Source organism: Cytobacillus firmus (assembly GCF_023657595.1).
Lineage (GTDB): Bacteria > Bacillota > Bacilli > Bacillales > Cytobacillaceae > Cytobacillus > Cytobacillus firmus_B.
This window is the reverse complement of record NZ_CP098323.1, coordinates 790,320-812,806: the sequence shown is the minus strand read 5'-3', so window position 1 is coordinate 812,806 and position 22,487 is coordinate 790,320. Positions and strand designations below refer to the sequence as shown.

The window sequence follows — 22,487 nt, the reverse complement described above, 5'->3', positions numbered from 1 at the left end:
TCACCTTTAATATCCAAATAATCTTGGCAGAAACATTGATAAAGGTTCCCAAAATACGGTCAATAGTAAAACTGGAAGATATCCTAGAAGGATAAACATGAACGTTGGCTTTAATACTTCACTAAAGTTCGCTTTCCCCACTCTCATTCCAAAGTACAGGACACTTGCATAAGGAGGAGTAACACCGCCCATCGCCAGATTTACACACATAATGGATGCGAAGTGAATCGGATCAATTCCATACGATACAACTAGAGGCAATAGCAAAGGAGCACACAGAATAATTGCCGTAGTATCGTTAACGATCATCCCTACAAAGAATAGAAAGATACTAATTAGTATAAGAATGACAACTTTACTTTCAGTAATCCCCATAAATATTTCAATGAGCTGTTGAGGTATCCTCAGCTGCACATAAGTTTGTGCCAGCAGTAAACAAAATAAAATCATGGCCATTATGGCGCCAATGGAAGAAGATGACTCTTTAAAGACCTTATAAAGCTTTACTCTACCCATCTCCCGATAAACGGCAATACCTATGAAAAGGGCAAATACACCAGCAACCGCGGCTGCTTCTGTTGGAGTAAACACTCCGCCATATATTCCGCCCAAAATAATGATCGGCATCAAGAAGCCTGGAATAGCCCCTATTATTACTTTCAAATTCTTCTTTTTCTCTGCAGGGTCCATCTCGACTTTTGGTTCTAGTGCGCTAGCTGTTTCCTCAAATGTACCTAAAGTTTTGCGGGAGTATACAATATTAATAATTGAAAATAAAATCATAACTAAAATTCCAGGTCCTACTGTTGATAGAAAAGAGCCTAGTACTGAAGTGCCTGTAACCCAGCCATAAATAATTAAAGGTACGCTTGGCGGTATTAGCACTCCCAAAATGGAAGAGACACTTACTAATGAGGTGGCATATCCCCTGCTGAATCCTTGGGCCATCATTTGCGGAATCATAATGGGCCCTACTGCTGCAATCCCTGTGAAAGAACTTCCGGATATTGCTCCCAACAGCCCGCATGCAACGATAACAAGTACCCCTATTGCTCCTTTTACCTTTCCGATTAGGAGATTAATAGCATTTAATAATCTTGGGGCAATTCCACTTTCAGCGATAACCGATCCTACTAAAATAAACAAAGGCCCAGCTAAAAGGACAGGTCCAATCATCTGATTAAATCCCCACAGCATTAAACTGTTAATAGGGATTCCAGCAAAGATAACCATAAAAATCAGGGCTGCCCCAAAACAATAGGGCAGCGGTGTCCCAATGAGCAGCAAAGCGAAAAGAAGTAAAATATCCAGAGCAAATATAGATAACATTATTGAACACCCTCCCTTTGCTTCGAAACATTCTTTGATAGCAATGATTTCATATTCTTAACAAAATCAGAAATCGAATAAAGTGCCATTAGTAAGACGCCAATAAAAAGGGCGGATTCAGCAAAAAACATGGGTAATGAAAGCAATGGACTATACTTCCACAAATGTAAGGAGTATTGGAAAAAGGTAAAGAACCAAAAAGTTAAAATAACCCCAATAACCATACACACCAAGTACTTGATGAAATGGATAACCTGCAGCACTTTTTGATTTTTAATAAACACATCCGCAATGTCCACTACAATATGACTTCTTTCTTCAGAAGCATTCGCTGCTCCAAGCATATAGAGCCAAATAGTCGGAAACAGCATCAGCTCCTCTATCCCCATAAGAGGCAGGTTGAATACATATCTGAGTAATACTTGAATAAAAATAAGGGTTAGTAAAGAAATAAGGATTACTACACTTATGATGTGCTGGAATGAAATTAGCTTGTCTGCGATGAACTTTGTTTTATTAACCAATGACATACATCCACCTCCAGATATCAATTGATTCTGACAGAATAGGGGCACTGGTATATCTGCGCCCCTATTGCTCAAATGGCTTTTCTTCTTTGTTCCCTAGGGATCACAAATTCAAAGTTCTCATTTATTTCAGATTTCGTTTGCTTTCCGTTCGCAACTTTCAGCAAAAACTCGTACAAGGATTTACCGGTTTCTTCAATTGATTCTCCCTCTAACACAACACCTGCATTAAAATCTAAAATACTTTGGAACTTCGTATAGGTTACAGGGTTCCCAGTTATTTTAATTAGAGGCATAACAGCATTTCCTATTGGCGTGCCTCTACCTGTACTGAACACTGTCACATGCGCCCCTAAAATTCCAAAACCTGTAGTACTAAATTGATCAGGGCCCTGAACCCTTGAATCTACAATCCATAGTCCTGGATAAGGTATTTTATCCTCTAGTTTTAACAGGCCTTGTACTGGGGAAGATCCCATTTTCTTAATGTTCCCCATTGATTTCTCAACTAAAGTGGTGATGCCCCCAGCCTTATTCCCAGGAGTCGGGTTAATCTTTTCAATGGTTTGGCCATGGTCTTTTACAAAATCTGCTCTCAATTCGTCCACCATTTGAAATACGTCTAATCCCACTTGATGAGAAACCGCTTGTTCAGCCACGATATGCTCGCTGCCAGGAAAGCCGGCAACCTCTGACATAAGAACTGACCCTCCATTTTGTATCACGAGATCAGTCATCTTCCCGATAACCGTGTTGCCGGATATCGCTGTTGTCCAGTCAGAACCTCCACATTGGACACCTACCACTAGCCCTTCAAGCGTACATTCCTCCCGAGCCAACTCTTCAGATTGTTTTTGGAGCTTTTCTATCAGCTCAACTCCCTTTTGAATGGCCTCAGGTGACCCTCCCTCATCTTGGACTCTTACAAACTCTACTGGCTTTCCACTAGCCTGAATGGATCTTATTAATGGCTGTGAGGATGTTTGTTCACAGCCTAAACCAACTACTAATACTCCAGCCACATTAGGATTTCTGCCTGCAGATGATAAAGCTAGGACTGTCCTTTTATGGTCATCTTCAAATTCGACACATCCTTGTTCGTGATTAATCGGAATGGCACCCGTTTTTTGAGCAATCTTTGAAGTGACAGTATTCACACATGAAACGGTTGAAATCACGAGTATATAATTCCTGATGCCTATTTTTCCGTTGTCTCTCTTATATGCTTGAATGATACTCATAAATTTATTCCTTCTCCTTTCTTAATAAAAACTTCCTTATTCTCATTACAAAGCTCCTCTGTAATATCTTCCACATTATGAATATGAACGTGTTCTCCAATAGTAATATCCGAAATTGCTTTTCCAATAGGCACATTATATTTCATTACAATGTCATCTTTTTGAATCTCCTGCAGTGCCATTTTATGACCGACAGGGATGTCTTGAAGTGAAAGGATATTCATTCCTTCAACACTGACACGGTCTCCTTTTTTTATATCTTGAACGACCACTGCCACATTATCATTTTTATCAACCTTTATCGCTCTCATATCATTGCTCCTTTCATGCAATATTTTTGCCCCTTTTAATCAATGCCTAATTCTGACTTGACCTCATCAAAAATATCTCCATATTGGTCTTCAATTTTTGGCCATACTTCTTTCCTTACCTTATCTGCATAGGCTTTAATTTCTTCATCGGTGAAGTCATATACTTCGATTCCTTCGCCCTCTATTAACTCATCGTATTTTTTGTCCTCTTCCTCTGCTTGCTTAAATGCGCTGTTTTCAAACTCTTGTGCAATGTTTAATACTGAATCCTGGTCGGCCTTCGATAGCTTATTCCAGATCTCCTGATTAACAGTTAGGTAATGTGCTTCAAAATGTGTTCTCATTGGCATTACAAATTTCCCCAGTTCTCGATATTCATTGTAATAAAGCTCAGTTCCACCACCTACAGTCCCTTCAATAACACCTGTTTGCAGGGAGGTGAAAATTTCAGAAGCAGGCAGAGGTGTCACTGAGAATCCTAATCCTTTTCCAAACTCCTCAAAAGACTTCATTCCGGGCACACGAATTTTGACATTCTTTTTAGAGTCCGGATTGGTTGGATCATTTGGTTCTTTTGCCAGGAAGATTGAACCAAAGTATTGTGGATAAACTGCTAATAGTTTAATATTTTGTTTGTTTAGCTGATCTGTAAGGTATTTATTGATTAATCCATCCTCTGAGTTATACATCTCCTTAGCTTCTTCCCAGTTTGAAACAAGATACGGGGCAATCGCTATTTGCAGAGTCGGATCAACATTTGTTCCCATTGACGCCAACTGCATTTCAATTTCCCCCATAGAAACGCTTTCTTGCACTAATTGATAATCTCCTAATTCTGCATTAGGATATACTTCAATTTTTAATCTGCCTTCGGTAGCCTCTTCCACATCAGCTGCAAATTTCTTTGCGGCTTTGTCGGTTCTTGTATCTGTTGGCCTGATGTGATTCAACTTCCACACAATTTGTTCTTCTCCATTAACTGTCGTACTGCTTTCTCCCCCTGAACATGCTGCCAGAAAAACCATTGAGACAGTTACTAATAATATCGCCATTAGGCTTGCCTTTTTTCTGCTTTTCATTTTGCGAATTCCCCCTTTTATTAATTATTTGTGTTAAGAAATAACCTTTATAAATTCCTTAAACTCTTCCTTTTGAAAGCCGAGTCTTTCTAAAGTCCTTCCCTCCTTCCAATAGTCAATCTGCAATACAGAATTGGCAGTTTCGATAAAAGCATTTGTTATCGGCATTTCAATATTTAACAGTTTTCCTAAACTAGCCAGAGGCACGAGCCCACATGGGACATCTTCTGTAAGAAAACGGGTTTCCAATTTTGATGGTGCTTTAATTCCCTTGTAGGAAGCGTTCTTAGTTAATGCTTCATAGACAGAAGCAGCCTCAACCCCATAGGCTTCATATTGCCATCTAAGTATGGAAGTTAGCTCGACTCCTAATGCCTTTCCAATAGCTAATCTTTCTTGGTCAATCTGCTCGACTACATGAGCGATTCCTTTTGTTATGCCGTCACCATAATAATCAAATTTTTGATTAGTCTCTATCCGGCCAGCGTTCAATAACGTAGGGACAGGATGGATCATAGCTCCAAGATTATTTAAGCTTGTAAAAAGCACGTTTGGCCTAGCACGAAATTGCGGGAAGATATCTTTAAAAAGATCTGCGGTGTAAGTAATCTGTTCTGAGGGGAGAGCGGCAATATCCATTACCTGTTTAATGCCTGACACTTGAATAACTCCTGGACTAGCTGCTCTGCAGCTGAATAATAGATCCTGTGTTTCTGCAATAATTGGAGGACTAAAACAGCCATGCTGCTGAATGGTATGTAAAAATTCTAGTGCCCCTCCTGTATGTCCGGGGTTAAGCACAACAATTTGTCCCTTGTGAAGATATGGGGCTAATTCAATGGCTAAATCGAAGTGAGAATCTGCAGTTGTAACCACCATGATTATTTCTGTGCCTGCTATCGCTTCTTGAATTTCAGAAGTAATTAAATCCAAATCAGCCACACCTGTTACTTTACCTTCTAACCTGATTTGTTTTCTTTCTTTCAACTGCCTTATAAGTTCAGCATCTTTATCATGAAGCTTCACAGAATGACCAAGCAATGACAAATATCCTGCCATGCATTGACCTCCATTTCCAGCTCCGATCACTCCAAAATTCATTCATCTGCCCCCTTGTTTTTGATTAACCATATCTTAAACTCTGATTGTCTGTTTGTCTACATGTTTTTAGAAAATTTAATCAATTCATTTTATTGAAACTTCTATTATTTCCCTATATATCGCTGTTTTGTCCAATAAAATATTTTTTAATATTGTCAGACAAACTTACATGAATTTTCTTGTAAAAATATCAAATTAATGGAATAATAGAAGATAAACGAAGAATAGTTGGAATTATCTGAATGACGAAAGCGGGTGTGTATATGAAAATCCCTAAACTATCAAAATCAACCTTAGTGGATAGAACTGTAGAAGTCCTGTATCAGCAGATACTTGACGGAGAGATCAAACCAGGTGATCGTCTTCTTGGAGAGGTCGAAATGGGAAAGGGGCTGGGAGTGGCGAGAACCACTGTCAGAGAGGCATATTCCCATTTAATTGGTTTAGGCATTATCGAAAGAAAAGACAAGGGAATTTATGTAGCTACAGAACCATCATTGATGATTGACTCAAGATTATCCAGCTTCATCCTGGGGAATTGGGAGCTGCACCAGTTTTATGAAGCAAGAAGAGTCCTGGAATCAGAATTGGTATACCTGGCTGCAGAGCGGGCAACAGATGAAGAAGTGGAAGAATTAATACAAATCAATGAAAAATTCAAGGAAAATGAATTTGAGAAGGACGATTATTGGCATCATGATAAAATGTTTCATCTCGCACTTGCAGAGCTGGCAGATAATGACATACTCTTCTCTATGTACAAAATACTTATGGAGCTGTACAAGAAATTTGAGGAGGATGTTTCTAAATTAAATAAAAGCGGCATTCGAAATCCTTATTTAACCCATAAGAATATTATCAATGCAATTAAAAACCATGATTCTGATACAGCTAAAGAGTTAGTAATTGAAATGTTATCCTCTGTTGAAGAAGATATTGTTAAACAAAAGGTAAAAGAAAACCTTGTTTTAGATAAAGATAAAGAAATTGCGGGTGCACTTACCAAAAAATAAGTGCTGCTGTATATCATGGGCAACAGATCCAGGAGGCCACATGAAGTCAAGAACCGAAACCGAGATGATGAATCTGATTCTATCAACTGCCAAGAATGATGAGCGGGTTAGTGCGGTGATCCTTAATGGGTCGCGCGCGAATTCTAATCTAAAGAAAGATATCTTTCAGGATTATGATATTGTGTACATCGTGAGGGAAATGGAGTCCTTCACCTTTGATCATAGCTGGGTGGATGTGTTTGGCGAGCGGGTGATGATGCAGATGCCTGAGGAGAAGGTGCTGCCGCCTGCCGATGGGAACGGCCGCTTCCCTTATCTGATGCAGTTTGTGGACGGGAACAGGATCGATCTGACGCTGATTCCGGCTGAAAGGATAGATGAGCTGCTGGAGCCTGACAGCCTGAGTGTGCTGCTTCTTGATAAGGATGGGCTGATTGGGTCCCTGCCGCCAGCCAGTGATCGGGATTACCACATCAAGAAACCTGATGCCAGAGAGTTTGCAGATCTGTGCAATGAGTTTTGGTGGATTACGATGAATGTCAGTAAAGGACTTTGGCGCAGGGAGCTGACTTACGCGATGTTTATGCATGAGCAGATCAACCGCAATGTGCTGATAACCATGCTGGAATGGAAGGCCGGCATCGCAGCAGATTTTACAAAGAGCGCAGGCAAGGCCGGCAAGTATCTTCCCGATTTTCTTTCTGCCGGGGACTGGGAACAGTTTCAGGCTACGTACTCAGACGCCGAATTTGAACACATCTGGGATGCCCTTTTTACCATGTGCTCCCTTTTCAGAAAAACAGCGGTCGAGGTAGCCGAGAAACTCTGTTATGAGTACCCATTTGAAGATGATAAGCGTGTGACAGGATTCTTAAAGCATATCCGCAGCCTGCCTGCAGACGCCCAATCCATCTATTAAAAAAAATCCCCTAGGCTCAGGGGATTTTTCTAGTTGTTCTTTAATTCCAACTGTTCGAACGCAGACCAGTTCACCATTTTTTCCAAAAGAATGGAGATCAGGACGCCCATCAGCAGCCCGTTTGAGATAAATGGCTGAATCAATACAGGGAATTCCGCGAACACGGCAGACGGTGTATTCATCAGGCTGATGCCGATCAGGACGGGTGCCGCTAAACGGAAGATGGTATCTGAGTTGAACACTTTTCCGCTTAAGCTATTGAAAGCAGTCCCGAACAGCTGCAGATACGCGACAAACAGAACGGCATTCCCGACTGTTACCGGCATGCCGGCGAGCCATGAGCCCAAGTGCGGGACCAGGCCAATTACAGTTAAGAGCGCTCCCCCAATGAAGAAGGGTGTTCTCATCAATACGCGGGTACTCTGCAGGAATCCGATCGATGAGGTGAATGGCGTATACGGCACAAGGCCAAACCCGCATCCAATTACTGTGAAGACCGAGGTAATAAAAATCGAGCCGCGGTACTCGCGCTTCCCGGATTCCTTTTTAAACAGGAGGTCACCAGAACTGATCGAAGCGACTGTGTTGCTAAGGTTCATCAGACACGCAAAGAAGGCTACTGCCACAATTCCGATTTCCAGGTTAGGCTGTCCCAGCGGAAAGAGTGTAAAGCTCACATCTCCGGATGCCGTCGCCTGTACTGCTTCACCGGCAAACAAGAGATCATAGCCGATCCACCCTGCCAGCAAGCCTATTAAAATAGAAAAATTACTGATGAGGGCATTCCCTTTTAATTTTAATAAACTCACAAAAATGACGAGAGCAAAGGAATAAAGCGTAATCGGCACATCAATGGTGCCCTGCTCGCCGACCTTCATCATGCCTTTAAAAAAAATGAAAATCAGCTGAAAGGTTAATAGAAACAAATAAACGGACATCACCATCGGGCTGAAGATTGACTTCAGCAGTGAAATGCCGTTGAATGCTGCGAGAATTAGCGTGACACCCGAAGCGAGCATCACCCCTGTCGCAATTCCGCCTCCGATTTCTGTAAAACTCATGCCAAGGGAAGATGCGGACAGGCCAAGGTTCAGAATGACTCCCCACAGCAAGCCGGAATGACCTTCCATAAGCGGATAGCGATGCCCTTTCCAGCCCTGAAAAATGGTCGCCAGCCCCGTAAAGATAAGCGAGGCTCTCAGCATCATCGCAATCGTTTCGCCCGGAAGCCCGAAGACGGTTCCTACTGATATCGGGACCATCACGGTATTTGCAAAAATAAAAAATAGCCATTGAACAGAAGAAAATATCGTCACGGTACCAAACCGTTTATCCAAGATGCCAACACTTCTTTCTATTATTTCGTTTCTCTAAAAATAACTAGCTATTATTATAGTACAAATTTCGAGAAATTTCTTTGGGTTTATCTTGAAGAAAAGTAGAAATAGGGAGAAAGTGGAGGCGAATAGGAAAAGCCCGCAAAATCTTGCGGGCGCTGCTCCATTTTTACATAAGTCCGGAAAACCATAGTCCAAGCGCAGTGCCGACATAGTTGCCGATGATATAGCCCAGTGTTCCGACAACGAGAATCGGTCCAATCAGGTCCTTCCAGCCCTTGGCGATGGCCATGGCGGCAGCTGTGGTTGGTCCGCCGACATTGGCATTGCTGGCCAGGAGGATTTCTTCGAGATCATATTTTAATAGTTTGCCTGCAGTTAATGATACGGCCAGGTTCACTACTACGATGATGAACACAAACACCAGCAGCAGCGGGGCATTCTCGATTATGAGCGGGATTGATGCAGGAATGCCGATCACGACAAAGAACAAATAAATCAGGAACGTTCCGATTTCCTGGCTCCCGTTAATAGACTCAAAGTATCTCGGGAACATGGCCAGAGCCACGAATGTCAGAGTAGTAAGCATCAGATACTTGTCTCCAAACAGCCCATTTACAAGATTTATAAAGAAAGAGACTTCATCCCCGGAAGGAATAGCCTTATCCAGGAATTCAGCAATCTTAAAAGCTATAATCACCAGTAAAAAAGCCGTCCCAGCGGATAAAGCGATATCCTTTAATGAAATGTCCTTTCGCTTCCAAAAGCTTTCCGCAAGTGTCTTCCCCTCTTCTCCTATACTGCCACTTTCCACCTGATCTACATGCGGCGTTTTGAACCGGCGCCGGAAAAAACCAATGGCCGGTACCATCATCAGAACGACGAAGTAAATCGCCATCATTAAATTATCGGCGACAACTGCTGCTGATACTATTTCTCCAGGTGTCTCGAACTTTGCCGCCATGGCCGCGAAGTTTACCCCGCCGCCAATATAGGACGCGCTGAGCATCGCTCCGAGTTTATCGAGGACAGGTATATGATCTTTCAGTAAAAAGAAACTGATGATCACCCCTGCCACTGTCCCCATGGAGCTGATCAGAAAGATAATCAGCAGCCGGCCGCTTTCCTGCCAGATTCTTTTAATCTTCACATGAAAAAGAAGCAATGGGATAGCGAGCGGAATGATAAAAGTCCAGACTGCATCGTAAACAGGCGATACAGTCGGAATAATGCCGGTGTTAGATAGAATGATGGCGCCAATCAGGGCAACAATCGCCCCTGAAATTTTTGCTGCCCAGCTGTATCGCTGCTCCAGATAGATGCTTGCCGAAGCCCAGACCACAATAATTCCCCATAGTGTTACATAATCATCGGCTTTAATAAGTGACTGCTCCAATAACATTTCCTCCTTTTTTTCAGTATCACTCCCCACCATATTAGCTCTATCTCTTATAAAATTCAAAATATTCAAATTGAATAGGTTGATTCGACAAAATTCGGGTGGTGCCTGTCACCAAAAATTATTTTATTATTTTTTGAATCCGAAAGTGCCCTTTCGTACGTCTAGATGGCAGACACTTTTTTAGAAGGAAGGTTATTGCGTGATAGAAGTTAGAGAGTTAAGCCATGCGTTTGAGATTGGCAAGAAAGAAAAGAAGACGGTAATTCCTGTATTGGAGAATGTTTCTTTTTCAGTGGAAAAAGGCGAGATTGTTACGATTGTGGGCAGGAGCGGTTCCGGGAAGTCGACTCTTCTAAATATCATCAGCGGTTTTATTAAGCCGAAGCAAGGAGAGGTGTGGATACATGGCGAGAAGGTCAGTGACTTTAACGAAGGCAAATTTGCTGATTTCCGCCTGGCGAATCTCGGATTCATTTTCCAGAGCTTTCAGCTGATTCCGAGCATGACGGCTTACCAGAATGTCGAGCTCCCTCTCATTCTCAAGGGGATGCCCGAAAAGGAAAGACAGCAGAAGACGGAAGAGACGTTAAAGCGTGTAGGACTCATTGAATATAAGGATCATTATCCAAGTGAGCTTTCCGGCGGACAGCAGCAGCGTGTCAGCATCGCCCGGGCGCTTGTCGTGAATCCTCCCCTCATTCTGGCGGATGAACCGACTGGCAGCCTGGACAGCGAAACAGAAAACGAGCTGCTGCAGTTCATTCAAGAGCTGAACCGTGATCTGGGCATTACGTTCCTGATTATTACGCACGACGAAAAAGTGGCAGCCATCGGCCATAAGACAATTGAAATCACAGATGGAAGGGTTATGGAGGGTGTATTGGCATGAATGTAAAAGATCAATTCCGATTTGTAAGGCAAAATATGAAGAAGAATAAAACAAGGCTGTTTATGACAATTTTAGCCACAGCGATTGGATGTACCTTCCTGATTGTGCTGGCATCGGTCGGATTCGGTCTTCATAAATCGATTATCCAGGATGTAATGGAAGACAGCCTTGTGACGGAAATCCAGGTTCACGGCAAGGAAATGGGCGAAGGAAATTTCCAGGGCATAAAAGATGAGGATATCAAACATTTTCAAAAAATCACCGGGGTAAAAGCAGTCACCCGCAGGCAATCTCTGCAGCAAAGCCCAATCTTTAAAACAGATGATTATACCGCTCAATCAGAAGCTGTTTCGGCTTATTTTCCGGAAGAAGTGAAAGCAGGATTCGAGCTGTCTGAAGGAAGACTCCCGGAAAAAGAGAATGAAGTCGTTGTTGGCTCCTCCTTTGCGGATGGTCTGTCTCTGGAGCCGAAAGAAGGAGAGAATGCCTTTAATGAGGATGGAACTATAAAAGAAGAATACGCCTACAAGGGTGAGTTAGTCGGAAAGACGATTGGAATGGAAGTTATCAAAATGGAGGATGGCAAGGAAATCAAAAAGTCCATTCCCCTGACCATAACCGGGGTCACAAAAAAGCCTTCTAAAGAATGGATGCAGATCCGCACAGTCTTCATTTCCGAAGACATTTTTAAGGAAGTGGAAGCTTACACCGGCACACCTGGCGGCAGCCCGGAGGAAGTGGAAGGAGCTTCCGGGGATACCGGCCGAATATACGATAGTGTCAGCCTTTATGCTAAAGATGTCGAGGCTGTTACAGGGATCAATGACAAATTGAAAGAAGACAATTATATGGTTTATTCTATCGTGAATGAGATGAAGCAGATTAATATGGTTTTTACGATTCTAAAAATCGGCCTTCTCTTCATCGGAACCATCGCTTTAATCATTGCTTCCATCGGCATTTATAATACAATGACGATGGCCGTTACGGAGCGTGCCCCAGATATCGGCATTATGAAAGCAATCGGTGCCCATCCAAAAACGATTAAGCGGATCTTTGTCCTTGAAAGCAGCTATATCGGACTGCTAGGCGCCCTGTTTGGCACGATTGTTGCTTATGGAATCAGCTATGCGGTCAACCTGGCCCTTCCGCTCGTTCTGGAAAGAGTATTTGAGGAAGCCCCGCCTGAGGGACTCATGCTTTCTTATATCCCTTGGTCCCTTACTCTGATCAGTGTGGCGATTTGCCTGACAGTCACCATCTTCTCCGGCTGGCGTCCGGCCAAGCGCGCGACACAGGTGGATGTCCTGAAGGCAATGAGACGGGAAGTATAATAGAAAAAACATCGCTGGTTTAAGCCGGCGATGGTTTTTTATTATAGCTTGAATGCTTCCTCGCGAACCTTCTGCAGGAATTCCTCTACCACCTTCATGTTGTTTTTATCGCCGCCAAGCTTCAGCATGGCCCTTCCAACGAAGTTAACTCCTTTATTTTCCCCTTCATAAATAAACCTGGTGTGGGATTCATCGATTTTGACCAGCGTAAATGCGAGGGTGATTTCAAAGGCTTTTCCCAATACAAAATGGATTTGCTTATGCTTTTTATCATCTGAATTCTCATAAGCCAGCGTTTCGACAATATAAGTTTCGAGGCGCTTGCCTTCTCTGTAGGTTTGCCTGCGCTTTGCCCCTGCTTCATCATCCCTTTTTTCGATCAGGGTATGCTCTTCCACCTTGGGCATGATTTTCTTTATGTGCTGGTCGGAAAACAAGCTCCACACCTTTTCAATATTCCTTTCAATCATGATTTCTTCTTTCCAATGAATCACGATTCTACCTCCTTCCCCGATTCCAAAAAGGCATCGATTTCCTCTATCTGACCTTGAAGCTCCTTCATCTGCTTCTCGATCAGCTTTCTTTTTTGCATCAGCAATGCATCCAGATTGGCGAATGATTCATCCTCCATCACAGAAATCATTTCCTGAATGGTGAAGCCTAATCTTCTTAGCTTTATTAAAAGGATAGCCAAAAAGTAGCTGCCGTCATCGTAATACCGGTAATTGTTTTTTGAGTCAATAAAAGCGGGTTCCAGCAGCTTTACTTCTGCGTAATATCGCAATGTTTCCTTCGTTAACCCGGTCATTTCCGAAAACTCGCTAATCTTGTACATCGCTTCCTCCTTACTATCTTAAAGTGTGGGGTGCACCACATGGTCAATGTTTTTTTAAATAATATTTTGTATTATGTATATCACAATGCACATCAGATAGAAAGAGATAGAAAAAGCCTCTGGCGGCATGATCCGCTGAGGCTTTTTTCAATGCTTACCCATTTAAAAACAAGGTAGCCGTTACATATTTCTTTGTCATCGACTTGTAGTAGGCCGATAATACGGTGAGGGAGGCCGTTACAAGAATATTCGAAACGATGTCTTTCTGCTGATCCGTAAAATCCTGAAAGCTATCCAATGTCTGCAAGGCTTCCTGCTTGATGCATCTCTCAATGCCATCATGCATGTTTTCGCCTAATATATTATGATGATGGGCTTTTTCAAAAATAGCCGCGTAAGCAGAATAAAATGGGATCGGCTCAATCAAATCGTCTGACCTGTCATCGAGATCATTAAAAAGGAGATCCAGAATTTTCCGGATAGAATCGAAATCGAGTGTCGCTTTCAGATCCTCCACGATAAAAAGCATGGCAGCCTGGTCGACTGAATATTTTTTGCCGATCTGAGGACTGCCAATCAGGTTCTTCACATCCCGCTTCACCCAATTCTGTACCGCCGTAGAAGATAAATGGGTGAATTCAATCTGGTTCCCCAGTGCGGCAATTTCATTGATGGAAAAGCCGATTCTCTGCAAATCTGCCCGCAGCAATTTTTCAAATATGGCCGGCATTTTCGTATCGAGAAAAGCTTCCGTTGATATTCCTTTTTTTACATGAGCGGCTGCCCATGCCTGCTGAAGGATTTGTTTGGGTGAAAGCTCCCCTTCCCCCTTCAGCGACAGCAGGAAATCAGCCATGCTTTTCCTTGATAGCTGGAATAATTCCAAGGTAATCAGCCCCTGCGTTCTCTATTCAATGCTTTCATCCTAATCGTTTCAATGATTACAGTCAATGTCTATTTCAGCTTAGCCTAGTTATGACTTGCCATTTTTACAGAAAAATTATATTATATAGTCAGATGACAAGTTCATATGAACTCAAAATAGATAAAAAGGGTGAGGAAATGGGTAAACGTATTTTTTATTTTCTATTGACGAACGTGCTTGTTCTTTTGACAATCAGCATTATTTTCTCGCTGATTGGCGGAGGTAATTACATTAATGCCCAAGGCGGCATTGATTTCGGCGCATTGCTTGTATTCAGTGCGGTCATTGGCTTCTCTGGCTCCTTCATTTCTCTGTGGATGTCCCGCTGGATGGCCAAGAAAATGATGAATGTCCAGGTGCTGGATCCGAACGGTGCCCTTTCAGGAGCTGAACGGGACATCGTGGAGAAAGTTCACCGCCTTTCAAGAGCGGCAGGCTTAACACATATGCCGGAAGTCGGGATCTATCACTCTCCTGAAGTGAACGCTTTTGCGACAGGTCCTTCGAAAAAACGCTCGCTTGTGGCAGTTTCAACTGGACTGCTGCAGGAAATGGACGACGATGCCATTGAAGGTGTTATCGCCCATGAGGTGGCACATATTGCAAACGGAGACATGGTCACCATGACCCTTCTCCAGGGGGTTGTCAACACATTCGTTGTCTTCCTTGCCAGAATCGCGGCGTGGGTGGCATCCCGTTTTGTCAGAGAAGAGATGGCGCCAATTGTGCATTTCATCGCGGTAATCGTGTTCCAGATCGCCTTCTCGATCCTTGGAAGTCTTGTCGTCTTCGCCTACTCCCGCCATCGCGAGTTCCATGCGGACCGCGGCGGTGCTGACCTGGCCGGCAAAGACAAAATGACACATGCCCTGCAGATGCTGAAGGCCTACTCCAACCGCATCAAGGGAGAAGAACAGACGGCTATTTCCACTTTGAAAATTAATAACAGAAGCAAAGCTTCCCTTTTCTCAACCCATCCTGATTTGGATGAGCGCATTAGACGGCTGAGTGCAAAGTAAGTAAATAAGCGCAAAGTGCTTTAACCGGAAATTTCCATATGATTAAAAACAAAGCTATCCTTTTGCGGGATAGCTTTTTCTCATTTTTGTGAATGTTTTCCTCAAATTAAGTGTTCGTTTCCCAAATTTCACATTTAGCGGGAATCGTTTTTATTTCTCCAACTCTCCAAAAATTGTTTTCTCCTCCAATAAAAGGGTAACTTCTTAATATATAGCAGAAAAAAGCATCGGAGTAAGGCTGTGACGGTTTGTACCGATGCGGGCACGCTGTATGATCACTCATTTTAAGGAGGACTAGAACATGAACGGATTCCAGCGTATTGCACTTGTACTAACGATTATAGGAGCCATTAATTGGGGGCTGATTGGATTTTTCCAATTTGATTTAGTTGCCAGCTTATTCGGAGGACAGGATGCAATGTTATCAAGAATAGTCTATGGATTAGTGGGAATTGCCGGTCTCATCAATCTCGGTCTCCTCTTTAAACCAAGCCGCGAATATGACAGAGAACCTGAATCAAGGCCTGTACGATAAAGTGAAACTTCAATCAGTGGGGGTTTTCCTTTCCCCCACTGATTGTTAGTCGCGTTCTAGTGTCGCTAAGATCTCCGCTAGCGCTTCGATCAATCGACACTACGAACCCGATTGGTTCAACTAAGCCTCTGCCTGCGCGTCGGCAAGTTTCACTGTATCTCACCAATCGGGCCTTTACGGGCAGTTTGACCCCCACTTATCCTCCTTTGATTCCTCTGAGTCTTGAAGTGGGGGTCTTACTGCCCGTTAGACTGCGATAAAAAGAAATCCCCCCAGCCTTTTGGCAAGGGGAATTTTTCAATCAAACGTTTGATTGAAACGATAGACCAGGAATCGCTCGTTTTCATCACCCTTAAGTGCCACCTCTTTGATCAGCTCAAATGGGGTGCTGTTTTCCAGATAAAATAAATAATCCTCTGAAGGGTAGTACAGAATAATATCCATTTTGCGCGGGCTGCCTTCGGCTGAGCGGAGTATATTATTGACGACTTTCATAAAAATCTGCACCGAAAACGGATTGAAAAAGTAAAAATGAGTGTCCTGCGGAGTGATTTCATACTCCTGAGCCAGGATCTTATAAAAGCTGATTCCTGCTTTTTCCCCTTTGTACGTCCGGAGATTTTTCATTGCCTCATGGTAGAAGTCATCATTCATTTCCACACCTGCAGCGGAAGCCCGAAAGGTATGGTGTATGTAAAACGGAAGCCGGCCCTTTCCGCAGCCGAAGTCCACGAGGCGGTCACTGCTTTTCAGCGTGTATTCACTGAACAGTTTTTCCAGGCCCTCATAAGGAGTAGGTTCGTAGCGGTGATAGTGAAAGGATTTGTGAAACCCTTTTTGGTCGCCGTGTGTTTGGATATCCAGCCAGTCGTCAAAGTCCTTCATCTTGGGCTCCTTTTAAAAAATGCCTGCCGCGTTCCAATAAGGACAGCGGCAGGCAGATTATATGTACTATTTTTTAGGTTCAATCACTAAATATTCCCGTAAGGTCTGCTGCAATGTTCCCTTTGTTTCCGCCTGGCTCTCGAACGAAACACCAGCATGGATCATTTTGCGGACAAGCTCAGCTCTAAGACCGGTAATTACTGCATCACAGCCCATCATCCTAATGCCGCTCAAAATCTTTTTGAAGTGGACAATAACATCAACTTCCATATCTGCAATTCCGGAAAGATCCATTATTAAGGTCTGGATTTTAATCGATGAGATATCCATCAGAACTTTCTCTTCAATCGTCTGAATCCGGTACGAATCAATCATGCCAATCAGCGGCAGTACAGCGACAGACGTGCTGACCGGAATAATCGGCACGGACAAATGCTCCACCAGTTTGCGCTGTGATTTAAGCATTTCATCTTTATAATCAGAATAGCTGATAAAGAAGTTATTTAAAAATTGATCGACATGATCATTGACCTCTTTTTCCATATTATAAAAATCCTCAGGCGCCTTGTCCTGCCCCTTAACTTTGTCATACTGGAACAGGAAGTGCCACAAAGTCCGCCGGATCGCCTGCACCCATTCCAGTTTAAAAGAAAGCGTCAGGGAATGCTCAGCCCAGGCAACGCCTTCCTGTCTGGCAAAAGCAATCAGTTCTTCTTCTTTATTTTCCGCAACATATAAAGCCAATCTTTCTGCATTTTTTAAAAGATCAATATTCCCTCTTTGCAGAATTTCACTGATCTTAGAGGCTACATTCACAGCCTCTGACAATAATTTTTGCTGAAAGTTCTCACGATTCGCAACAATAAATCCCGCAATATCGCTTGTTTCTTTGTAGGTTGCTTCCATTTCAAACATACGCCCCCTTGTTTTATATATTATACAATTCGTTTAAATCGAATAAAATCCTTCTCTTGAATTCGATATTGAAGTTCACTTCATTTTTATGGCAGAATCCAAAAATTATATACCCTTATTATTTTACCCATAAACCATAAATATAAATTTTTCATGAAAAAGTAAAAAAAGCGCCGGATAGGCGCTTCTTTAAATAACTCCTAGTGTGCTCAAAAACACAACCACAATTGTAACCGGAACAACCACTTTCATCAGAATGCTCCACACTGTGTACATGGCTTGCGAAATGTCGCTGCCAACCAGAAATTCTTCTTTGACAAGCCCTTTGTCCATTCTAAAAGAAATAAACAGGGCAATCAGCAGGCAGCCTAGCGGAAGCAGGATGTTGCTTACAAGGTAGTCGGTTGCATCAAAAATATTTTTCCCGAAAATGGTGAAATCCCCAAGCAGGCTGAACGACAGCGCAGCAGGAATTCCGGCGGCAAACATGACAATTCCGGAAATCCAGGAGATTTTTTTCCGGGAATGCTTTCCGTTCTCGATGAATGCAGATACGATGATTTCCAGCATGCTGAACGATGATGTCAAAGTGGCAAATAAGAAAAGCAGCAGGAAGATCGCCAGGAACATTTCCCCTAATGGGATCTGTGAAAAGACAGCCGGCAGGACCATGAACAGAAGCCCTGGGCCTTCCGCCGGTTCAAATCCGAATGCAAACACAACCGGGAAAATCGCCAATCCTGCCAAAACAGAGATAATAATGTTCATGATGACAACAGAGCCCGCTGAATTTGGGATGCTGACTTTTTTATCCAGATACGAGCTGTAAGTGACCATGCATGAGAAGCCGACTGCAAGTGCAAAGAATGATTGTCCCAATGCATAAAGAGCCGATTCCCCTGTGATTTTGCTGAAGTCCGGGTTCAGGAAGAACTTGACTCCTTCCATCGCTCCATCCAGTGTCAGTGCGCGTACCACAAGCACGATAAAAAAGATGAATAATAGCGGCATCATATATTTGCTTGCAGCTTCAATCCCGTTTTGGATTCCGAATGTGATGACCACAATGTTAATTAGCAGAAAAGCAGCCAGTCCCATTAGTGTCCAGCTTGGCGTGGAAGTGATCATGCCAAACAGTTCCGGATAGGCTGCACCTGGCGTAATGATTTGACCGCCAATCGACAGGACTGTGTAAATCAGCACCCAGCCCCCAACAACCGAATAAAAACTCAGCAGCAGGAAGCAGCCGACAACGCCCAGCTTGCCGGTAATGGTCCACGGACTGTTTGGCGCCAGCTTATAATAGGCAGACACCGCTTCTTTTTGTGCCCCGCGCCCGATAATAAATTCTGAAATAAGCATCGGAAGACCAATCAGAATCGTAAACGCGATAAACATCAGCAAAAAGGCACCGCCGCCGCTCGTTCCGGCCACATACGGGAACTTCCAGATCGCTCCCAGGCCAATCGCGGCACCGGCCGAGGACATGATAAAGCCGAATTTAGATGACCATTGCTCTCGATTTGTACTCATAGTACCCCCCTGTTCTCTATTTTTATGTAAGGCCCGATTTAGGAAGACTTTCGGGCCCCGATCCCCTTTTAAATCCTGGATTACAGCTCTGTGCGGATATCCCAAAGTTCTGGGAAGAAGCGCTGATCCAATACTTTTTTCAAATAGCCTACACCGGATGAACCGCCTGTGCCCATCTTAAAGCCGATAATACGTTCCACCGTTTTCATATGGCGGAAGCGCCACTGCTGGAGCCAATCTTCGATATCCACAAGTTTTTCCGCAAGTTCGTATAACTCCCAGTACTTTTCAGGATTTTTATACACAGTCATCCAGGCTGCGCGGACAGAATCATTTTCTTTGTATGTTCTGGTTACATCTCTGTTCAGAATGTCTTCATCAACTGGCAGGCCTGCTTTGTGAAGCGCGCGGATGGCCACATCGTATAGGCCCGGCTTTTCAAACGCTTCCGTTAACTTGGCATGCAGCTCCGGATCTTTTTGGTAGATTTTTAGAACATGCTCAGTTTTGTAGCCTAACGCAAATTCTACCATACGATACTGGTAGGATTGGAAGCCAGATGCCTGGCCGAGCGAGTCGCGGAACTCCATATACTCGGACGGGGTCAATGTGGACAGCACATCCCACGCCTGAATAATCTGTGATTGCGTCTTCGAAACGCGCGCCAATCTTTTCTGTGCTGTGGATAAGTCATTGTTTTCAATCGATTCGATGGCTGCGCCCATTTCATGAAGAATCAGCTTCATCCACAGCTCGCTCACCTGGTGGATGACGATGAACAGCATCTCATCATGATGTCCGGAAAGCCTGTTTTGCGCGGATAGGATTTTGTCCAGCTGCAGGTATTCGCCGTATGTCATGTTGTTGGTGAAATCTGTATGGATACTCTTTTCAGAGGTTGTCGCGTTTACGTCCTGGTGTTTTTCGTTGCTCATGTGGGTTCCTCCTTGGAATGGGTTCTTGTCGTTCTCGATTCGGCCGGTATATCAGCAGCTGACCGATATATCTGGAAAGTGACCGATATATTGAAAATCTGACCGATATTGTTATGTGATTGACCGATAAATTATTTCTTTGACCGATATACCTGCTGCGGGTTGCGGCCGAACTTCATTTGGCCGGTAAATCCCGCAGTTTGGCCGGTATTTTATTGAAATTGGCCGGTAATTGTGCCATTTTGACCGGTATTTCCTTCAAATCGGCCGGTAAAGGCTATCTCTGCTGGCTGCTGCGGTTCCAGCAAGGCAGAAATTTAGCATTCTTCTGATAAACCTGGCCGTTCGGCCGTTAAAAATGTTAGTTTGGACGTTAAATTTCCGTATTGGCTGTTATATACAGGATTTTGGCCGATAAATTCAGGATTTTGGCCGTTCCCCGCTTAAATCGGCCGAATAACCGCCCGCACCGGGCTGCCATCTCCTTCTTTTATCGGGAGAGGCAGGGCAATTAGCTCATATTTTCCTTCTTCTACATCATCCAGCATGATATTTTCCAGAATATGAATGCCATTTCGATATAAAGCATGGTGTGTTTCCATCTCTTTGCTGTCGAGCGCATCGACGGATGGCACATCCACTCCGAGCAGGCGAACCCCTTTACTGCCAAGGAAGTCGGCCATATCTGGCGTAAGTTCAGGGATCCGATTCGGAAACACTTCCGAATTATTCGGAACCGCCGTCCTAAGCAGGACACGTTCCACGCCTTCGAGATTAAATCCGTTCAGAACTTCCGAATCCACCGTTTCATAGGCAGATACATCAATCACACGCGCTGGCCCGATATACAGCTCGATGTCCAGGTCCAATATCTTTTCGCCTTCGTCATTAAAGTGGAACGGCGCATCCACATGGGTGCCGGTATGCAGGCTGGTCGTAATCCGGCCAATATTGACAGAGCCGGTTTGTTCTTTTGTAAAAGCCGTTTCATAGCTGAAGGGCGTATCACCGGGCCAGTGGGCGATGCCGCTGGTGAGCGGCTGTGAAATATCAATCCAGCCTTTTTTCATCATGCTACGACTCCCCGCTTATTTTCATATTGTTTGTATTTTTCCTCTTCCATGATGCCTTTTAAAATTTGCACCGTTTTCCACACTTCTTCAAATGTGTTATACAAAGCAACCGGCGCCAGGCGGATTCCGTTTGGCGCACGGAAATCCGGGATGACTCCCTCTGCCTTCAGCGCCTTGCAGATCCGCGCCGCTTCCGGGTGCTCCAGGTAAATATGGCCGCCGCGCTTCTTTTCATCAAGCGGGTTGCGCAGGATCAATCCGTGTCCGTCAAGTTCATGCTGAATCAGCTCAATCATATAACCAGTCAGTTTAAGCGATTTTTCCCGGATCCTTTCCATGCCAGCTTCATTAAACATGCTGAGTGACCCAATAATTGGCGCCATGCTAAAGATATTCGGCGTACCGATCTGATATGCGCCCGCATCTTCTGCTGCTGACAGCACATGTTCCATATCAAACTGCTTATCCTTGCGGGAGCTGAACCAGCCGGTAAGTCCCGGCACCTGGCCAAAATGGCGCTTGTTCACAAACAATCCTCCCGTCGAGCCCGGTCCGCCATTCAGATGCTTATAGTTGCACCAGAACGCGAAATCCACATCCCAATCACTCAGGGAATGCGGGACAGATCCAACCGAATGGCATAGATCAAAGCCAATCCCAATCCCGCGCTTGTGCGCTTCAGCAGTCAGATACTCCATATCCAGCACCTGGCCGCTTCGGTATAAAACACCCGGCAGGACAACTAGCGCGATTTCGTCTGTCATCGCCGCGACAATGTCTTCTTCCTTCAGCGTATGGCCATCCGCGCTTTTTACCTGGACAAGATGCTCATCAGGATCATAGCCCTTCAGCTTAACCTGGCTTTGCAGCGCATAAATATCGCTTGGAAAATTCAGTTCATCCGCCAGTATCTTCGTTCTTTTTCCTTCCGGCTTATAAAAAGTCGAGACAAGCTGATGCAGGTTAACGGTAGTGGAACCGCTTACAATAACTTCCTCCGGATTTGCTCCCACGATTGGCGCCAATTCTTTTCCGAGTTTTTCAGAAAGATAGAACCAGGGATTGTCCCCTTCTGTCCAGCCGTCAATAGCATGGTGCTTCCAGGAATCCAGCAGTTCGAGGAGTGACTTTTCCGCACGTTTTGAAAGCAGTCCAAGTGAATTGCCATCCAGATAAATTCCGTCTTCTTTTATATAAAACTCTTCCCGGTAGGACAGGTCATCTCCAGCATCCATTCCGATTGCATACTCTCGTGTAATATCCATAGATTTCCAACCTTTCAGAATATTTATTATTTACGAAAATTATATTGTTTGATTGACACTATGTCAATGATATAATGTCAGTATA

General features: G+C 43.9%; 23 protein-coding genes. 6 read left to right on the top strand and 17 right to left on the bottom strand.

Annotated elements, in window-relative coordinates; genetic code table 11:
- Positions 1-6 precede the first annotated feature (6 nt).
- The 6 genes from NAF01_RS04380 to NAF01_RS04355 form a co-directional block, all read right to left on the bottom strand.
- A complete protein-coding gene (locus NAF01_RS04380; protein ID WP_250801862.1) occupies positions 7-1,329 on the bottom strand; it encodes a TRAP transporter large permease in 1,323 nt (440 codons plus the stop codon).
- Positions 1,329-1,859, bottom strand: a complete 531-nt coding sequence (locus NAF01_RS04375) for a TRAP transporter small permease (RefSeq protein ID WP_197246863.1) — start codon at positions 1,857-1,859, stop codon at positions 1,329-1,331. Before NAF01_RS04375 ends, NAF01_RS04380 begins: the two co-directional genes overlap by 1 nt.
- A gap of 68 nt (positions 1,860-1,927) precedes the next feature.
- The gene (locus tag NAF01_RS04370; protein ID WP_197246865.1) at positions 1,928-3,097 is read right to left on the bottom strand and encodes a UxaA family hydrolase; all 1,170 of its coding nucleotides are present in this window, start codon (positions 3,095-3,097) and stop codon (positions 1,928-1,930) included.
- Positions 3,094-3,408 (bottom strand): UxaA family hydrolase, encoded by a 315-nt coding sequence (locus NAF01_RS04365; protein ID WP_248348976.1) that lies wholly within the window; start codon positions 3,406-3,408, stop codon positions 3,094-3,096. Before NAF01_RS04365 ends, NAF01_RS04370 begins: the two co-directional genes overlap by 4 nt.
- A 35-nt stretch (positions 3,409-3,443) precedes the next feature.
- On the bottom strand, positions 3,444-4,487 hold the full coding sequence (gene dctP / locus NAF01_RS04360) for a TRAP transporter substrate-binding protein DctP (RefSeq protein WP_197246869.1): 1,044 nt from the start codon (positions 4,485-4,487) through the stop codon (positions 3,444-3,446).
- Positions 4,488-4,520: 33 nt separating this feature from the next.
- Entirely contained in the window at positions 4,521-5,588 is a 1,068-nt protein-coding gene (locus tag NAF01_RS04355) for an NAD/NADP-dependent octopine/nopaline dehydrogenase family protein (protein ID WP_197246871.1), read from the bottom strand.
- Positions 5,589-5,851: 263 nt separating this feature from the next.
- On the opposite strand from NAF01_RS04355, the gene NAF01_RS04350 reads away from it, so the two are divergent.
- Positions 5,852-6,601, top strand: coding sequence for a FadR/GntR family transcriptional regulator (locus tag NAF01_RS04350; protein WP_250801861.1), 750 nt, complete (start codon positions 5,852-5,854; stop codon positions 6,599-6,601).
- Positions 6,602-6,641: 40 nt separating this feature from the next.
- On the top strand, positions 6,642-7,520 hold the full coding sequence (locus NAF01_RS04345; RefSeq protein WP_250801860.1) for an aminoglycoside 6-adenylyltransferase: 879 nt from the start codon (positions 6,642-6,644) through the stop codon (positions 7,518-7,520).
- A gap of 29 nt (positions 7,521-7,549) precedes the next feature.
- On the opposite strand, the gene NAF01_RS04340 is transcribed toward NAF01_RS04345, so the two are convergent.
- Complete coding sequence (locus tag NAF01_RS04340) at positions 7,550-8,857, bottom strand: uracil/xanthine transporter (RefSeq protein ID WP_226619512.1); 1,308 nt, start codon at positions 8,855-8,857, stop codon at positions 7,550-7,552.
- A gap of 169 nt (positions 8,858-9,026) precedes the next feature.
- The gene (locus NAF01_RS04335; protein WP_250801859.1) at positions 9,027-10,253 is read right to left on the bottom strand and encodes a DUF819 family protein; all 1,227 of its coding nucleotides are present in this window, start codon (positions 10,251-10,253) and stop codon (positions 9,027-9,029) included.
- A gap of 205 nt (positions 10,254-10,458) precedes the next feature.
- On the opposite strand from NAF01_RS04335, the gene NAF01_RS04330 reads away from it, so the two are divergent.
- A complete protein-coding gene (locus tag NAF01_RS04330) occupies positions 10,459-11,148 on the top strand; it encodes an ABC transporter ATP-binding protein (RefSeq protein WP_250801858.1) in 690 nt (229 codons plus the stop codon).
- Complete coding sequence (locus NAF01_RS04325; protein ID WP_250801857.1) at positions 11,145-12,482, top strand: ABC transporter permease; 1,338 nt, start codon at positions 11,145-11,147, stop codon at positions 12,480-12,482. The genes NAF01_RS04330 and NAF01_RS04325 overlap by 4 nt, the downstream gene beginning before the upstream one ends.
- 41 nt (positions 12,483-12,523) lie before the next feature.
- Here the strand turns inward: NAF01_RS04325 and NAF01_RS04320 are convergent, their stop codons facing one another.
- The 3 genes from NAF01_RS04320 to NAF01_RS04310 form a co-directional block, all read right to left on the bottom strand.
- Positions 12,524-12,976: an SRPBCC family protein gene (locus tag NAF01_RS04320; protein ID WP_250801856.1), complete on the bottom strand. Its 453-nt coding sequence runs from the start codon at positions 12,974-12,976 to the stop codon at positions 12,524-12,526.
- Positions 12,973-13,317 (bottom strand): MerR family transcriptional regulator, encoded by a 345-nt coding sequence (locus NAF01_RS04315; protein ID WP_226619517.1) that lies wholly within the window; start codon positions 13,315-13,317, stop codon positions 12,973-12,975. The genes NAF01_RS04320 and NAF01_RS04315 overlap by 4 nt, the downstream gene beginning before the upstream one ends.
- 154 nt (positions 13,318-13,471) lie before the next feature.
- Positions 13,472-14,203, bottom strand: a complete 732-nt coding sequence (locus tag NAF01_RS04310) for a DUF1836 domain-containing protein (RefSeq protein ID WP_250801855.1) — start codon at positions 14,201-14,203, stop codon at positions 13,472-13,474.
- 176 nt (positions 14,204-14,379) lie between these two features.
- Between NAF01_RS04310 and htpX the strand changes: the two genes are divergently transcribed.
- Both htpX and NAF01_RS04300 read left to right on the top strand, forming a co-directional pair.
- Positions 14,380-15,261 carry a protease HtpX gene (gene htpX / locus NAF01_RS04305; protein ID WP_048010809.1) on the top strand — a complete coding sequence of 294 codons (882 nt, stop codon included), beginning with the start codon at positions 14,380-14,382 and terminating at the stop codon, positions 15,259-15,261.
- A gap of 301 nt (positions 15,262-15,562) precedes the next feature.
- Positions 15,563-15,796 (top strand): DUF378 domain-containing protein, encoded by a 234-nt coding sequence (locus NAF01_RS04300; protein WP_048010810.1) that lies wholly within the window; start codon positions 15,563-15,565, stop codon positions 15,794-15,796.
- A 297-nt stretch (positions 15,797-16,093) separates the two neighbouring features.
- Here NAF01_RS04300 and NAF01_RS04295 read toward each other — a convergent pair whose 3' ends face one another.
- The 6 genes from NAF01_RS04295 to kynU all read right to left on the bottom strand — a co-directional run bounded on the left by NAF01_RS04295 (position 16,094) and on the right by kynU (position 22,402).
- On the bottom strand, positions 16,094-16,681 hold the full coding sequence (locus NAF01_RS04295; protein WP_163144925.1) for an SAM-dependent methyltransferase: 588 nt from the start codon (positions 16,679-16,681) through the stop codon (positions 16,094-16,096).
- A 66-nt stretch (positions 16,682-16,747) separates the two neighbouring features.
- On the bottom strand, positions 16,748-17,587 hold the full coding sequence (locus NAF01_RS04290) for an STAS domain-containing protein (RefSeq protein WP_163144926.1): 840 nt from the start codon (positions 17,585-17,587) through the stop codon (positions 16,748-16,750).
- Positions 17,588-17,785: 198 nt separating this feature from the next.
- A complete protein-coding gene (locus NAF01_RS04285) occupies positions 17,786-19,129 on the bottom strand; it encodes a sodium-dependent transporter (protein ID WP_197246892.1) in 1,344 nt (447 codons plus the stop codon).
- An 80-nt stretch (positions 19,130-19,209) separates the two neighbouring features.
- Positions 19,210-20,064: a tryptophan 2,3-dioxygenase gene (gene kynA / locus NAF01_RS04280; protein WP_197246894.1), complete on the bottom strand. Its 855-nt coding sequence runs from the start codon at positions 20,062-20,064 to the stop codon at positions 19,210-19,212.
- A 443-nt stretch (positions 20,065-20,507) separates the two neighbouring features.
- Positions 20,508-21,137: an arylformamidase gene (gene kynB / locus NAF01_RS04275; protein ID WP_197246896.1), complete on the bottom strand. Its 630-nt coding sequence runs from the start codon at positions 21,135-21,137 to the stop codon at positions 20,508-20,510.
- A complete protein-coding gene (gene kynU / locus NAF01_RS04270; RefSeq protein WP_197246898.1) occupies positions 21,134-22,402 on the bottom strand; it encodes a kynureninase in 1,269 nt (422 codons plus the stop codon). Before kynU ends, kynB begins: the two co-directional genes overlap by 4 nt.
- Positions 22,403-22,487: the final 85 nt, after the last annotated feature.